The following is a 16503-nucleotide window of genomic DNA, read 5'->3' as shown; positions in this document are numbered from 1 at the left end:
GCAGTGTAAGAGGTAATACTAACCTTGAGCAGACGATCAAGGATCATTTATAATTTTCTCCATAGAACACATTTTCGAAAATTGCATTAAGAATTTAGGATATATAGTGATATCAAATTATTTTCTGATTACGTATAGGACTCAGCTACTTTAGAAACTTCAAATAGGCTAACAACTTGTTTTAATGACTTTCTTTTTTCGTGTTGAATAATGTGTAGGTGAAGCCCTAAACAAGTTGATTCCACGGGTCGTGCGACTGTTCGATAAGCCTACGTCTCACCACTAACGGATCCAACATCTCGTCGTTCGTCCTGTGTTTATCGAAGGAAGCTTTTTGTAAAACTTAACCGGAGTTTCCTATATATGACCCGATACCATCGCCCACGCTTACTATATTATTGCCTTAGTCTAGTCGGCATCGGCCATCTCACGGCCAGTCTGCAAATTATTAGCGAATTATTGCATAATTTCGATGTCGATTTAATTTACGGTGGTATTGCTTACTCCAATTTTCCTCAACACAGCAGTTTCAGGGTTTTGCATCTACCATCCTTATCGTTTAACGACGCTGGCGAACTCTATTCACCTGAGCAAACCGCTATCGAAGAAACTTGGCATTTGCGGCAAGATAGTATTCATGATTTTTTAAATTGTCCCTATAAAGGATTTATTATCGAATTCTATCCATTTGGACGCAGAAAGTTCAAAAGGGAAATCCGGCCTCTTATTAAGCGACTCAAACTTCACAGTGGTGAAATCCCGATTTTTAGTCAAGTCCGCGATGTTTTAGTGCCCACCGATATTGCGGAGGAACAAAAAATTATGGACATTATTAATACTGAAATTCATACCGTCTTGGTTCGCGGCGATCCAAATGTTATCAAGTTCGATGAAACTTTTTCTTTGGCTCCGCAATTAGGCGACCGTTTGTTTTATGGTGGCTATATCAGTCCACCCTCTCCTGAACATCGCCTCAAACGCACTAACCGGATCATCGTCAGCCAGGGCGGCGGCAATGTCGGACAGCAACTGTTGATAGCCGCGATTAAAACCGCGGTATTATTGCCGGATTTTCATTTTTTGGTTGCAACCGGCTCAAGTGCCACACCTGCCGATATTGATTATTTAACCTCTTTAACCCAATCTGAAAATGTCGAGATTGTCCCGTTCTTAGCCGATTTTCGCCATCATTTATTGACATCTTCTTTGTCGATCAATATGGGCGGCGACAATACTTTGCTGGATGTCATTGCAACCAGAACGCCGTCACTGGCATTTCCTTATCCCGGCAATAGTGAACAAACCATAAGAATCAGCAAACTTGCCGAACAAGGTTGGGTCTCGCAAATTAATGAAGCCGACCTAAATCCAATAATACTTAAAAATCGCATCCTTTCCTTATTGGAAAAACCTTATCCCAACACCGCCATCAACCTTAACGGCGCGGTCAATATCAGTCGAAAAATTCACGAAATTCTTGCAACATTTTCAGCTGCGCAATAACCGCAATATAAATATTTCAACGTGCTTTTCCGTAAACCTATAACCTGTTGAACAAATACATTTCGATTAGAAGTTATAGTTCGCATCAAAGAAGATGCCATAAGCCTTATCTTGATTGCTAAAAGCACTGCCTGGATCGAAAACTGATCCGGTCAATTCCAGTTCGAGCCGCTTCCATTCACGGAAATTCATGACTAGATCGACTTCGTGGCCGAGATCCCTGCTGATACCGTTCGGGCTTTTATTCAGGTTATTGTTCCTTATACTACTAACAGCTTGGTCTTGGTCATATTTATGGTAAACCATTTCAATCGAACTGTTTTTGAACACCCTAACACCCAACGCAGAGGTAAATATATTCATGTTAGAAAGCTCAGGGTCGAACAACTCGCCGTAAATTTTAAACCGGTTTACGCCATTAAACCGCCAGTTGTTTCGCTGGATACCGGTTTGCCGGAATGCGCTGTTATGACCGTCATTCGGATGACGGTCCCCTGAACCGTGGGCATAACTTAAGGTCAACGTTGGTTGATATTTAACAGGTAGCGTCCAGAATGCGCCAATATCAAAGGCCCATCCACTGACATCGTTTTTATTTTTTGATTTGGTCTTAGTGAAAATATTATCGATTGAGCCATAAGTAAACACCGTTTCTTTTCCATTCACACCAGCAAAATCCGCCCAGTAGTTCAAACTGCCGTAGTCACTTAACCCTACTTCACCAATTGCACGCGCACCGAACCAAGTCGCGTTGTCATCGAAATTGTCCCGGTTGATGCGTTTGATAACGTCCCCTACATTTTCTTGTGACGATTGATCCCATTGTTTCAAGAAAAATAATTCTAAACGCTGCTTATAGCTCCATGCCCAACTTGCCATACTCAGAATTCGAGGGACTTCTTTATCCTTTGGGGAAATGCTGATTAACGTGGATTCGCCACCAATTTGCTTGCCGCCGAGCAATTCAAAGTGAAAGGGACCGCGATTATAATATAGCCGCAACGAATCCATATCTTTATCCCACCACCATTCCCGTGACTCGGTCACGTTTTGGTTGCCGAACTGTAATCCGAAACCTGTGCCGGCAAGACGGTCAAAAAATATCCAGGTTTCGTCCCTGTCGATTTCAAAAGTAGTCCGGTTTCTAGTGTCATTGCTAAAATTAAAACGGGATGTTGTGCTTCCAATAAAGCTCAAGAATACGGCAGAAAAATCGGAGATAGGATAAAACGCTTCTAATTTGAGTTCATTGTCGATTCGCACGTTAGCATCCTGTGACCTCTCGTCGAGATCAAAATTGTTTCTTAACCGAGGATTAAAATCATACGCCCCCCCCAACGTAACTGGCTTACCGAATAGATTAAACTTGTACTGGTCGTCAGGCCTGCGGACATCCTGCCGTCGAATCAGTGACTTAAGTACGTTGTAACCGTTAAGGGCGGTATAAATCGGTATATTAAGAATCTTGAATTCATGAACGCCGTCTTTGCGCTCGAATGTGTTCCCGCTAAGCCCCGTAACCTGCAAGGAATGGGGCGCAAACGGGGTCGCTTCCAAACCAATTTTGCGGGCGTTATATTGCCCTTTTTCATTCATTTTGAGTGAAATTTTTAATGTTTTGCCGACCCTTAACTGCGAAGATGTGATGTCTTCGAATTGTGTGTTGTCCGTCCAATGCACTGCAAACGGCCCCACGGCCAAACTTTTGGCGTGCAAATCGATTTTTTCCACTTGACCACTGATTTGACCACGATTCGGTTCTGCTTCGGGCAACCGTAGCTGTATGTTGTCAGCCCGTAATTCTTCGCCATCCCAACGCCCGAATATCCTGAACCATTCATTGTCAAAATTTCCTGCCCAGGCCTGTGTGTAGGCAAAGCAAAGCACAGCAAATGCCAAAAAATTGGCTGATTTTTTGGTATCCACTATTTTTTATCCTGTTCCTAATGTATCCCGCAGCAGCAATCCGCGCAGCTTATTATGGCCAGAAAATACCGCCAATAACTCCGCCAATGGCTGCAATTGCTCCTTGTCCATGTCCTCATGGTGTAACATAATCCCAGTCAATTTATTGCTTGCAAAATTACTTGCAATTACTTCGCCCATTTCGGGTAATGCTTGCCCTGATGACTTGATTATTTTGCTCCAATCAATGTGAACAGGAATCTGCTTGATTGTTGAGGAAGCCAAATTTGTTGCCGTAATATCCCTGGATAACAACTGAAAATTCAATTCCCCTAAACATTCAACAGTTGCTTGGGTGCACCGATTCCAAGGTGGTGTGAAGAAGGGATCAAGCGAATGCCCTAAGACATTGCGCAAAACATGTTGGCCTTTAGCAAGATCATCTTTTTGTTTATCCTTAGAACGGCTATTGCCAAACTCACATTTACGTCCCTCTTTTTCATGGTTGGTATGGCGGTAACCGTGTTGATGAAAACCTAATCGGTGTTCGTTCTGCCGCCAACGCGACAATAATTCATAGCCAAGGCCGTCCTCTAAAGCTTCTGGAATAACCGCCAAATCAATCGGAATTTCAACTTTTGCAAATTCGTCAAGCAATAAATAAAGCCTGTCATTAGCCCAGCCAGCGTCGTCGTCTCGAAAAAAAACATCCACTGGAGTTGCTGCACGATCCAGTATTGCTTTCACGGGATCTAACCAATTAGGCACAGGCACGTCCTGTCATCATTAAATGTTCTTCTTGAAAAGACAGGACTTTTTCAGCGCTTAGTTCATGGATAATTTCGGCTGAACGCGCTGCACCGTTAATATCCAATGCTGACGGATTTGGTTCAAATGATAATAAGCCCTCTACCTCCAGCACAAACCGCTCGACATCAAGATCAGCCGCATCAACTTGCCGCAACAAGCCTAAATCACTTAGCCGTTTTGCCCGATTGCCTTGTTCATCTTCTTGTCCTTGCGAAAATGGCACGACCAACGCAGAGATACCCGATTTCAAAATATCCATGACCGTGTTATAACCGCATTGGCTGACTGAAACGGAATGGGACGACAATATGTCTGCCATATTCGGTACAAAACGGCGCAATGTTAAGCCTGGGCATTGCTGCGCCTTTTCTGCCAAGTCAAGCCAGTCGGCTTCAGGAAGAAAAGGCCCCGCGATGAGTGTCATAGGGAGTTTCAATTTTTCCCAGAGTATCGGCTGCGCCTTAATAGCCACCTTAAATAAAGGTGCGCCGACCATGCCACCGCCAGCGGATACGACAACTTGCCTAAGCCGTGAGCTGCTAATATTAGATTCCCCTCTTGGTAATACAAAACCAGTATAGAGAATGGGCTTTTGCAAAGGACGGGAAGGCCTGAATGATTCTTCCAAACTAGCAAATTTTGGATCTGAATGCACCAAAACCCCGTCGAAATATCGGTCTATTAACCAACGTGCCCGGTTATCATGGCGAACTTGATCTTTACGGGCATTGACCATAATGTCCCGCAAGCTGCACATGACCAGCGGGTGATTAACACTCCTCTTTGCAGCTTTTAAAAGGGGCAATAATTCTCCGGCAAATTTCTTCCGGCCAAACGGGAATAATTCGATAAGGATTGCTTTTGGTTGATATTCATGAAGCGCTGCCAATATCATTTGCCGCCTGATCGCTTGGGCTTCAAGAAGATTGTATTTGGGGTCTTGGCTGTATAACGAATTGTCTTCAGCCATGCCTAAAGGCGGCAAATTAATTATCTCTATCTCATCCGGCGATACTGTGTTGTCGGGGAAACGCCCGCCGTTAAGAAAAACAACCTGAAATTTTTTGGCAAGGCTCTCGGCTAAGGCCAATGCCCTTACCAAATGGCCCATGCCTAAAGAATGTTGACAGTAGAATAATAATACAGGTTTTTTCGACAGCCTCACGAAACCATCCTTATGCCATGCTGTAAGCGGTAAAGTTCATGGTAATAACCACCTAATTGCATTAATTTATTATGGCTACCTTCTTCGATAATCTTGCCATTTTTTAACACTAAGATACGGTCAAAATCCCGTATCGTGTGAAACTGGTGGGCTATCAACAAAATCGTACGGCCTTGTTGCAAGCGAGCCATGGCATCTCGGATAAGGGCTTGCGATTCGGCATCAACTGCCGAAGTTGGCTCATCCATTATCAAGATTGATGCTTGCCTGATTAAAGCACGAGCTAGGCTGATGCGTTGCCTTTGGCCACCGGAAAGCGTATTGCCGCTCTCAGCCATTAAGGTGTCGTAGCCATCAGGCAAGTTCATGATGAAGTCATGGGCGTGGACTTGCTTTGCGGCTAGCTCAATTTCTTCTTGTGTTGCGTCTGATTTACCGTAAGCAATATTTTCCTTAATGCTGGTGCCAAACAACACAGGGTCTTGCAACACTACACCAATTTCCTGCCGTAGCGAGGCACGTTCGTATTGGTTAATATTCTGCCTGTCAATCAGGACAGCCCCTTTTTGTGGATCGTAAAGTCGGATAATCAAATTGGCTATGGTTGACTTTCCTGCACCGGATGCTCCCACCAAAGCCACGCGCTCGCCCGGCATGATGCGGAACGAAACATCGTCCAGAATTTTTTTTCCGTCCACATAGCTGAACGTGACGTTATCAAAGGCAATATCACCACTTAGACGATTAACCTTAATAGCATCTGGAGCATCCTGAATTTCCGGTTCCGTTTCCAGGATACTATTGATCCGCTCAATGCTTACACTCGCCCTGGAAAACCGCGTGGACAACCGGGTAATCTGCCGAATAGGCTGATAGATTTGGGACATGTAAGACGCGAAAATAAGGACATCGCCAGGGGTCATTTTGCCTGCTACTGCCTGTATGCAACCAAACAGCACAACAATTGCCGTGCCAAACGCACTGATAATTTCCACCAAGCGTGTGGCCGCCGCTTCCATACGGGAAGTTCGGATACTTTCCTTCATTGAACGGGAACTGTCCGCTTCAAAGCGTTCGTGTTCAAAGTCTTCAGTGCCGTAAGCCTGGATTAAAGGAACGGCGCCTAGAATTTCGGCAACTCGTGAAGCTAATCGGCTTTCGTTATGGCGCTGATTACGGGCGGAGTATTTGACACGGCTGTAAATAAAATAAATCGCAAAAAACAAGATCGGAAAGCTGATCAATACGATCAAGCCCAATTGCACATTAAGATTGAACATAATAGCCAACATGCCGATGACTGTTAGTATATGGGTGGTGAAGGTCAGTGCCGAATCGGCAAATACATCTTTTAAATTATTGGTGTCGCTGGTCAATTTGTTCAGCAACTCCCCCGTGCGGGTTTTATGGTGAAATGACAACGATAAGCGTTGCAAATGGTTGAACAATTCGCCGCGCAAAACATATACCAATAAGTAGCCGATCCGTGATGTCAAAAACAGTTGGTAATACGCGAAAAAACCCCTGACCAACGCAATGGCTATCATACTGCCGCACAGTATTAGCAATGTTTTTGTGCTGCCCGATGTCAAGTATCCCTGAAATGGCATTAGGAAATCGGGTAACGCCTTATCCGACAAGACATTGTCGAAAATCAGTTTCATTGGCCAAGGGATAATCAAGGTCGTAAGCGTCGAGCCAATGATGCAAAAACTGGCAAAAAAAATGTCTTTTCGGACTCGGCGTAAATGGGCGGTGACAACACGACTAAAAGCCGACCGTTGTTTCTTGATCGGCTTGGCTTTAAGTGCGTCCTGATTGTTTGTTTTTTCTGATATTTTGAACATGGATTTATTCCGCATGTTTTTCCAGTGAAAATGTTTCTGCCAACGCCAGATATCCAAGCACAAGCCACTCAAGATCTGGTTTCTGTTGAATGTACGAACGGTACGCCCGCGTCAGCAGTTGTATGCGTATATGCCAAATAAAGTGGGAATCGTTCAAATCATCGTCGGAAATTTTTTTGTAAGCCTTATAAAGGCAGTTGATTAATTTTTCAGTTAAGCCATTTCCTAAATTTAAGCTGTACAAATCGGCAGAAAAATTTGCCATATCCATTAACGGACTGGCTACCGTAAGCTCGTCAAAATCAAATAGCGCAATACGGTCAGCTTTCATCAACAATAATTGCTGGATATGAAAATCACCATGACTAAGCCGATTGGCAAGCAATGGTAAGTTGGCTTTTTCACAATATAGTTGGTTGACTAGCCTTTCAAATCGTATTGATAAATCCTGAAATACATTTTGTAATTTCACGACTTTCTTTTGGATCTCAACCAGCATATCTTCCTCAGAAATAACCGCCAATCCTGTCATTGCCACATCCTGAAAATCGACCAAATGACGTGCCAATTGCGCCATTAAGCGATCTGCATTCTTATCGCTAATGTGTTCCAATAAGGATTGCCCACTTAAACCGTCCAGCCATAAAGTATTGAGGTTTTCGTCATAACCCAACGGTGATGGGATCACAAAACTTTCAGGATTATTTTCAGCATGTTTATATAAAGTGACAATTCGGTGTTGAATCTCAGCACCTTTGTTATCAACAAAAGTCTTACCGTAAACTGCTTTTTTGTTCCCTGATAATCGTTGAAAATCGTAACGATAAGTACAACGAATTTCAGGGCGGTAATTAATGATATTGATGGCAATATCCCTGATGATTGCTGATGAACCCTGCTGCTGAAGCAACAAAAATTCGACCAAATATTTTTCGGCAAAAGCCTTATCCAAGACTTTATCTAACATGGGCAGGGCAGGATCGTAAGGGAAAAACCAGCCCACCATGCCGTATTTGTCTAGGTGCAAAATCGCAGATTGCTGAGAACCTTTAGCCAGATCGCGTGCTTTCAAATATTCGTCATGACTACGATCACCCAGATAAGCCTTTACATACAAAATCCGCTCATCGGCTTTTTGGGTTTGTTCATTGATACCTTTTAAGTGATAAGCCAAGGCCAGAAAAGATTTATCACGTGACTTCGGATTAAGGTAAGTTTTATAGCGGGGATGTTGTATTTGGCAATCGGTTAACTTCCACCCACCGGTTAAACAATCGGGAAGTTCATGCTGAAATAAAATCCGCATTTTGTTGGAATCCATAAATATGGCAAATTCTTGGCTGGGCTTACTCATCTTTTAGCCCTACAAATTTTTTGCCATGAAATTCACCGCCTAAGCGTATGGTATTGACGGATGGCAATGCGTCTAATTGGATTTCGTAGAGGTATTTATTTTTAACATTAATGCCTTTATCGTTTGTGGAATCCAATCCCAACAATTTTGAGAGAATGACTTCGTTGGTATTCCGGTGCGCCACGATTAATGAATTATCCGGCATGGCTTGTAGGAGAGCTTCTAAGCAATCCAGGATGCGGTGTTGAAAGGCACGGAAGCTCTCACCACCCGGGATAGTAAAATCCATGTCTGATTCGCATGCCATCCATAACGCCTGGGCTTCAGCGTCGAGTTCATTGGCGGCTTTACCTTGTAACACCCCAAAATGAATTTCTTTCAAATCGTCTAGGGTTTGAATATCGAGCTTATGGTATTCCGCTGTTGGTCTCGCTGTTTCGACAGCCCTAGTCAAACTACTGGTATAAATGGCAGATAGCTTGTTATTCTTTAACACATCACACAACCATTGGGCTTGGTACTTACCCTTATCCGTCAACGGAAACTCCAGTTGCCCAGATAGCAATTTTTCCTGATTGGCGACACTTTCACCATGACGGGCAAGAAATATCCGCTTCGTATTAAAAAGATATTGCTGATTATTCATATTCAATAACCGTACGGCATTTCGCCATATAGCTATGGCTAAGATCAATAAAGTTTTCGCTATGCTTAATGCGTTCCCTATCTTGTTGCCGTAAACTTCGACGTAAAACTTCATGGATTAAAGCGGCAGCAATGTACCAATAGAGCTTTCCGTCATCGACAAGCCAAGCAACCGTAGCCTTATATTCCTCAATAAAACACACCACTACTTGATCTATTTCGGTAACGGTAGAACCCGCCCTAAGACCGTTTAAATAGAGGTTAGCAATAAAGCTGCCTATATCAATCAAAGGGTCACCCAAACACACGGAATCCATATCGACTAAGAAGGCCTTATCCTCGGAAATAAGCAAATTCCCCATCTTTAAATCCAGATGAAGCGGCGAATTATTTGCCGAACCCGCCCAGTCGAGGGCTTGGTGAACACCAAATATCTCAGTCACTAAATCTTGTACACGCTCACCCAAATTGAAATCCGCATTCGCTGAAATTTTTACAGCCGACGTGAGCTGTTGGCTAATCTGAGTAAAACCGTACTGCCCGGCAGTATCGATATTGCAACCCTGAAATGCACCAATACACTTAGCTATCTTAATAACTATGCCGGGCTTTTTAAGCAAAGTAGTTGTCCATTCAAATGGAGTGCCTGGCACATGTGCCTGCCACAATGTTTTGGTTTCAGGATCGTAATGTAAGGGCTTGGCACAATGGTCAATTTGTTCAGCCAATTGTTTCATGATAGTGTAGATATTTGCCCCACTATCACTACAGTAATTTTTTCCGTAGATGATTATTTCCCTAACGCTATCCTTGTTGGGTGCTGGCTCAGCGATTGCAAGCGTAAAGCGGATCATGCAGGACTGCTCAGGCAAGTAATGCATTATTTTTGTTTGGATAGAACCTACACGTTCCGATTCCGAAAGATTTAGCTTAGTCAAGCTCTCTTTGAAATAGGCACTCAACTTTTCAGCGTTTAATAACTTGGGCAGGTACGGCAAACTACGGTCATACGGAAATGACCAAAGCATCATATTAACTTCAGGAAGATAACTTACCGTCGGTATATCGACAGGAAAATCAGTCGAATCCTCAAGGCCCACGTTAACCTCTGCTTGGCTTGCATCGAATGGATTCAACTGAGCCGTCAATACCTGTTCATAACAGTCTTGGGTTTCTGCTTCTCGCAGGGTGAGCGTATAAGTAAGCTTAAAACTTTTGCCGGGCTTATAGCGTTTTTCACCAATCCTACAATCTTCAATTTTTATCAATGACGAAAGTTTTTCTTTATTGCTGAAAAGTGTTTCTTGCAGCACGGCAAGCATATAGCTTGGTTCAAGGATTTTGGCTATTTGAGGAAATTGGGGGTCAATGATAGTTGTCGTCACTTGCTATTCCTCCCCCCTGTGAAGGTATCCATGCGAGCAAAAATCTATTTCAGTTTTTGTTATTTTCTTTTCAGTTATAGGATCGGTAAGGATGAGAGTTTTGTCTTGATAATTTAACCGGGTAAAGCCGCCCAACTGGTGCAACAAAACAGTCGCGTTATCCCTTAGGAGTTGAATGCCTTCAGCCTGTAGATTAGTAATTTGCCCAGAACCATTTTTTCTGAGGAACAGTGCCCGGGCAATACAGGTCATGTCGGCAAATGTATATTCCTCGCCGGTTGAGCCATGATGGATAAAATAATAATCTTCAACGTAAGACTCGGCATTGCCCAGCTTAATATGCAAGGAAGCGGCTTCTGACAGCTCACACAAGCGGCCATTTTTATAAACGGGAAGCTGTGTTACTTCAATTGCGGGCGGCTCTTCCTTAAACGGGCAAAGTACGGTATGAAAAGCAGTTGTGCGTGCATGTAGTTTTGAAAACCTGACCACCGGGGCAGGATGCTTCACGCCATATTCCGGTGAGACATACGCTTGCTCAATAATGACTTTGGTATCAGGACAATAAGGCTGGGCAATAAGTAAATTAGGCGAATGGATAACATGGCAAACATCATTGCTTACCCAATTAGATTGGTCTTGCGCCCTGTTCGACAAATGAAAATACAGGTCGTAATTATGGTTGTCTTCCGCCGTTAATCGGTCGGTTACAATCCAATATTCTGGTGGCAGGAAAAATATTGTACGTTCGTGTATGACTGGATATTGATGAGTTGCAACTTGGCCTTGCAGAAAATCAAAGCCGGATGTCGAGACGAATTGCTTCAGTGTTACTTGTGGTTCTGGGTCAGTTGGTCGACCACAACGATAAGGCGTTTGATCCAGGCCATCGACAACAACGGTGTTGTGGGCAGAACCGCCCTTAAAATAATGCCGCCAATTAATACCATCTTCACTGAATTCGCTGTAAGTGTAACGGCCTGGATCGACTATCAAAGAATGCCCAAACGCAGCCATTTCAAAATTCAGGGCATCGTAATGACCATGGCTGCCAAAGCCGAGAGGGGCGCAGTCGAAGAACAAATACAACGCTTCATTGTAAGGTTTCATTGACCAATCACTACGCAGCACGTAATAACCGCTGTCATCAAACCCACATGAACGCTGCATTGGCGGCACACCTTTTTCACCTTGGGTAATCACATACGCCAGATGTTCGTCTGGATAGTAATAGAGGGCTTTTTTGAGCAGCGGCAGATAGCTATTGCAATCCCCATCATTAATCGCAGGAATAAATCCATCCGGCTTATGCACGTAATACGAAAATTTGATGGCTTGTTTCAGCAACGCATCGCAAGCCGCTGGCAGAGCTATATCGTTGAGCATAGACAAGCCACGAAAACGCAGGTAATTTTTAAGTACGGTGTGATGGTAGTCGGTCGAAAGTTCGCGATGTACGCCATCTGGCAATAAATCCTGACGTATATTTTCCAACAGCTTTTGCTTAGAAAACTCTAAAAACCCTTTCGCAGAATTTAATTCTGGGAAGGTGACCGCAACCAAAAATATCGCGTATAACTCTAAAGTGCGGTGGTTGCCCTCCGGTGTAAGGTGCCTACAAAGATGATGGGTTTGTGAATTGATAGAGCGTATAAAACGCCCGAAAAAATCGGCTGTCACTGACGGTGATCGCCATTGTTGCACAAATGTGAAGTAAGACAATAGCCATTGTTGCAAGCGTCTTCCGGTGACTTGGCTGTCGATGAAGCCATCGGGCACTTGAGTAATCCATGAATCAATAAGGCTTACCCATTTTTGTGCATAACGCTCGTCCTGGGTATAATCATAAGCGCCTGCCAAATCTTTCAAGTAATAAAATTTGTGCAGTAAAATCAGCCACTCTAAATCCTTGCTTGGATTGATTTTCCAATCAAATAATTTGCCTAGCGCGTACTTTTCATTATTGAAATTAAATTCATTTAACAAGACAAGTTCAGCGTTAGTTACATGTTTGCCTGCCCCTTTTGATAAGGCGAAATGTTTAACATGCCCTCGATTTTGAAAATAATCCAATACCGCAGGCCATGACAACCGGCTAAAGTCTTCAACAAACAAATTCTCATCCGCTAGTGCGGCTAAATTGCTAACTTTCATGGTTTAGCCGTTTTGCCCTTGGCAAATCGTTTCTATGTTATCCATTGAGGGATAATCAAACTGTGCGAGCAATTTACCTTGTCCAGTTGTTCTCTGAAAATAAATTGGTGTATTAAAGGTGTTATTTGCCGTAGCAAATTCACCCTCTTCATTAGCGACAAAAATCATATCATTATGTAATTGCCCTGCCCTTTCCACGGTGATGGATAAACAAGCGGCAGAAAATGGATTACAAAGTACCTCCCTTTTAGAAACAGGGATTGAAGAAACTGTCAGTCCAGGACGCTCATCTTTGTAAGGATAAATGACCGTATAGAAACTACATTCTGCACGGTGCTGGTTGAATTTAAGCACTGGGGCATCTTGCTTAATACCGTAAGTTGGCGAGACATAACCGCCTTCAAGCGATACCGTCGCGGATTGGCGTACGGGTTGAATCATCACAAGATTAGGTGCATCGACTGAAAAGGATTGTTTGTCACAACTAATCGACACTTTACCCTGTGCCGATGCCGCTAAATGAAAAAGTAGATCGTAATTATGGACATCATCCGCCCTCAACACGTCGCATATGACCCAATACTCGCCTTTAATAAACAGGATTTTGCGTTCATGTACAACAGGGTATTCATGGCTATGGGCAATACCATGTAAATAATCGAAGCCGAGTTGGCTGATAAACGCTTTAAGTGCATATTCGGGCTGCTGCCCTTTGATTTTGAATTTCTGTTTATGGAATTCGTAACGGGTTTGGTTAAGTCCGTCCACCAGAACGGTATTGTGATAGCTTGTGCCACGGAACAGGACACGCCAGTTGGTTTCACCCGATTCATCGTAGGTATAACGGCCTGGATCGACAATCAAGGATTGCCCATAAGCCGCCATTTCAAAACTGAGCAGGTCAAGATGGCCGTGGTTGCCGGCACCCAAGTCGCCGCAATCAAACACCAGATAGCGTTCGTCTTCGTAAGCCTCCAAAGATTCGCCCCAGCCACTACGCAAAATATAATAGCCGCCCGATGGAAAGGCTTTGGATCGGTGCTTGGGTGCAGTGCCTTGCTTACCTTTGGTCGCAACATACAACATTTCTTCGCAGCCGTACAAGTCATAGCCTTGCTGCAACAAAGGCAAAAAATTACCCGTATCGCCATCACTTAACGAAGGAATAAAGCCATCAGGCTTATGGACATACGTCGAAAATACCAAGGCTTTTCTGATGCAACCGTCCAATTGTGGCGGCAAACTGATGTTGTTCAATACCGCCAGCCGCTTCACTGCAAGGAAATTACGCAACACGATATGATGGTAATCGGTGGACAGCTCACAATGCACACCATCAGCTAACAAATCGGTTTGGGCATTTTTCGTTAATTCATCAATTGAAAACTGCAACCAAGCATCAGCACCTTTTAATTCTGGGAACACAACAGCCACGAGAAAGATCGTGTACAGTTCTAAGGTACGGTGGTTCCGTGCCGGCGTTAAGTTCTGGCAAAGATGGCTCGTTTGCTGATGGATAGATTCCAAAAACTGTACATAAAATTCTGGCGTGATGGCTTCCGTGGGGCATTTGCTGACGAAATAGTAATGGGCAAATATCCAATTCTGGATGCGTCGCCCCGAGACATCGCTGGGCAGAAAATCTATCGGGACTGTTTTGATCCAACTGGATGTCAGGTCAACCCATTTGTCGGCATAGCGACGATCGCCCGTTTCCTTGAATGCGAGACCCAACCCAACCGCATAATAGAACTTATGAAGCATGATGGCCCATTCGACATCGTTACTGGGATTGGTTAACCAATCTAATCGATCAGTAAACTGGTAGGATTCTTCGTTAAGATTGAAGTTATCGCTCAGGATACCGTCAATTTTTTCCCGTGTAACTTCCGGTTCATTGGCAATAGCAAAATAAGCAATTCCCGTGCGTGATTGGAAGTAAGCGAGCAGCTCGGATGGTGTCCAGGTATTAAAAGGGGCCTTTAGTACTTCACTGTGGCACGAATTATCAATGGCCGGCACAGCACTCATGCAATACCTCGCTTCTGTCTGCCAGCCGGGAGACAAATAGATCCTTGAGATCGAGCGTTGTCACTTGCGAATCAAAGTCTTTGCAGACCCGATTTCTTCCCGCCTCGACCAATTGTTGCCGTAATGCCGAATCCATAAGCAAGCGTTCGATTGCATCCGCCATCGCCTGTGCGTTTTTCTCTGGCACCAGCAAGCCATTGACATTATTGTCGATAAGTTCAGGTATGCCAGAAATGTCCGTCGAAATAACCGGCACACGCATTGACATAGCTTCCACCAGGACATTGGGAATGCCGTCACGGTCACCGTTATCGACCACCAAACAAGGTAAGGCGAACACAGTGGCTTGCTTGAAGATATCGCGCAGTTCTTCTTGTGTGACTGCACCATACAGGTTTACCGTATCTTCAACGTCAAGGTCTTTGATGAGGCGAACCAATTTTTCTGTCACATCGGAATCACCACCACCGACGATCTGACATTGAAATATCCGACCTCTTTCTTTTAAGATGGCACACGCCTTAACAAGGTAATCAAAACCTTTCTTTTCCACTAATCGACCGACAGAAAGCAAGACGGGCAACTTTTCTTCCTGCTTATCCGCCGCTTCCTGATCGCTATTAGAAAACAGTTTGGTATCCAAGCCATGATAGATTTTGTGGATAATTGCACCTTTTGGGGCCAATTGCTTTAGGTACCATTCATTGGCACCCGTACAAGTCACCGCAAACTCAGCCCGCCGCATTTTTTTTTGTAACAAGTTACCGGGATTTAACTCCTTTAGGTAAATATCCTTGGCGTGTGCCGTAAAACTAAACGGAATGCCAGTTAACCTGCTGGCGAACATCGCAATTGTTGTGGCTCCATGACAAAAATGGGCGTGAAAATGCTGGATATTCCCAGATTCCATTGCTGCATTAGCGATAAAACCTGCCTGGAGGAATTCCTTAACAAAAACCTCCCTGGGCAATTCAAAGAACCCAGTACGGTATTGAATGCTCATGATTAAGCATTCTAAAAAAACCTTTAAATAAGCCAGCGGTTTCTTTTTAAAGAGCTGCGCGTGGCTGTTTGAAAATTTCGGCACATTATCAATAAGCCACTTGCTAAAGCGCGTTTCGCTGAGCGCATCAGCCTGCGGCAAATACGTGACTGGTGCCGTTATGTCCTTGACCATCGCATGGTTCTTCTGTCCTTCAAGTTTCTTGACGGAAAAAATGCTTAACCCTACCCCCATCTTTTCCAGCAGCCTTATTTCGTTGGTGATAAAGGTCTCAGAAGTACGCGGATAACCTTTCAGAATGTAGCCTATTTGGGCATCGTCTTTTGTCAATTTGATAGCCGCATTCACTGTTGCATCATCCCTAGCAAACGGCTGCCTTTTCTATTTTGTTGTTGATTGATCACGGGATGGGGGCGTATCCCATCTTGATCGCCATCCATTAACTGATTGATTGAATCACATACCCCAGATAACCCATCGAGGTTGATTTGAAAAAGATTGCTCGGATGCACATTGATTTTGGACAGTTCTTCCTGGACTGTTTCCATCAGGATGGAAGGTGTCATTTGCTCTGGATGAATAGCCCGCAATAACCCTAATTTGGACATCCGCTCGGCACGTATCCACTGTTCTTGGACTGGCATGACCCTAGGCACCACAATAGCCCGCTTACGCAATGTCAATAGCTCACAGACCGTATT

11 protein-coding genes and 1 pseudogene are annotated in these 16503 nt (G+C 44.0%); 1 reads left to right on the top strand and 11 read right to left on the bottom strand.

Annotated elements, in window-relative coordinates; all coding sequences use genetic code 11:
- Positions 1-363: 363 nt before the first annotated feature.
- Positions 364-1503, top strand: a complete 1140-nt coding sequence (locus tag MGMO_RS17235) for a glycosyltransferase family protein (protein ID WP_023496355.1) — start codon at positions 364-366, stop codon at positions 1501-1503.
- Positions 1504-1569: 66 nt separating this feature from the next.
- Here MGMO_RS17235 and MGMO_RS17230 read toward each other — a convergent pair whose 3' ends face one another.
- The 11 genes and pseudogenes from MGMO_RS17230 to MGMO_RS20125 form a co-directional block, all read right to left on the bottom strand.
- Positions 1570-3429: an alginate export family protein gene (locus MGMO_RS17230; RefSeq protein ID WP_023496354.1), complete on the bottom strand. Its 1860-nt coding sequence runs from the start codon at positions 3427-3429 to the stop codon at positions 1570-1572.
- Between the two features lie 6 nt (positions 3430-3435).
- The gene (locus MGMO_RS17225; protein WP_023496353.1) at positions 3436-4176 is read right to left on the bottom strand and encodes a DUF2334 domain-containing protein; all 741 of its coding nucleotides are present in this window, start codon (positions 4174-4176) and stop codon (positions 3436-3438) included.
- The gene (locus tag MGMO_RS17220; protein WP_161808517.1) at positions 4169-5329 is read right to left on the bottom strand and encodes a glycosyltransferase family protein; all 1161 of its coding nucleotides are present in this window, start codon (positions 5327-5329) and stop codon (positions 4169-4171) included. Before MGMO_RS17220 ends, MGMO_RS17225 begins: the two co-directional genes overlap by 8 nt.
- A gap of 50 nt (positions 5330-5379) precedes the next feature.
- Positions 5380-7230 (bottom strand): ABC transporter ATP-binding protein, encoded by a 1851-nt coding sequence (locus MGMO_RS17215; RefSeq protein WP_023496351.1) that lies wholly within the window; start codon positions 7228-7230, stop codon positions 5380-5382.
- 4 nt (positions 7231-7234) lie between these two features.
- The gene (locus MGMO_RS17210; RefSeq protein WP_023496350.1) at positions 7235-8584 is read right to left on the bottom strand and encodes a phosphotransferase family protein; all 1350 of its coding nucleotides are present in this window, start codon (positions 8582-8584) and stop codon (positions 7235-7237) included.
- On the bottom strand, positions 8577-9230 hold the full coding sequence (locus MGMO_RS17205) for a histidine phosphatase family protein (RefSeq protein WP_023496349.1): 654 nt from the start codon (positions 9228-9230) through the stop codon (positions 8577-8579). The genes MGMO_RS17210 and MGMO_RS17205 overlap by 8 nt, the downstream gene beginning before the upstream one ends.
- On the bottom strand, positions 9223-10614 hold the full coding sequence (locus MGMO_RS19755; protein WP_023496348.1) for an aminoglycoside phosphotransferase family protein: 1392 nt from the start codon (positions 10612-10614) through the stop codon (positions 9223-9225). Before MGMO_RS19755 ends, MGMO_RS17205 begins: the two co-directional genes overlap by 8 nt.
- A gap of 3 nt (positions 10615-10617) precedes the next feature.
- Positions 10618-12768 (bottom strand): alginate lyase family protein, encoded by a 2151-nt coding sequence (locus MGMO_RS17195; protein ID WP_023496347.1) that lies wholly within the window; start codon positions 12766-12768, stop codon positions 10618-10620.
- 3 nt (positions 12769-12771) lie between these two features.
- A complete protein-coding gene (locus tag MGMO_RS17190) occupies positions 12772-14799 on the bottom strand; it encodes an alginate lyase family protein (RefSeq protein ID WP_023496346.1) in 2028 nt (675 codons plus the stop codon).
- Complete coding sequence (locus MGMO_RS17185; protein WP_023496345.1) at positions 14777-16150, bottom strand: glycosyltransferase; 1374 nt, start codon at positions 16148-16150, stop codon at positions 14777-14779. The genes MGMO_RS17190 and MGMO_RS17185 overlap by 23 nt, the downstream gene beginning before the upstream one ends.
- Positions 16147-16503 (bottom strand): annotated as a pseudogene (locus MGMO_RS20125) (hypothetical protein); the annotation flags it as partial. The gene MGMO_RS17185 and the pseudogene MGMO_RS20125, both read right to left, overlap by 4 nt.

It is taken from the genome of Methyloglobulus morosus KoM1 (assembly GCF_000496735.2).
GTDB lineage: Bacteria > Pseudomonadota > Gammaproteobacteria > Methylococcales > Methylomonadaceae > Methyloglobulus > Methyloglobulus morosus.
This window is presented reverse-complemented; position numbering and strand designations above follow the sequence as displayed.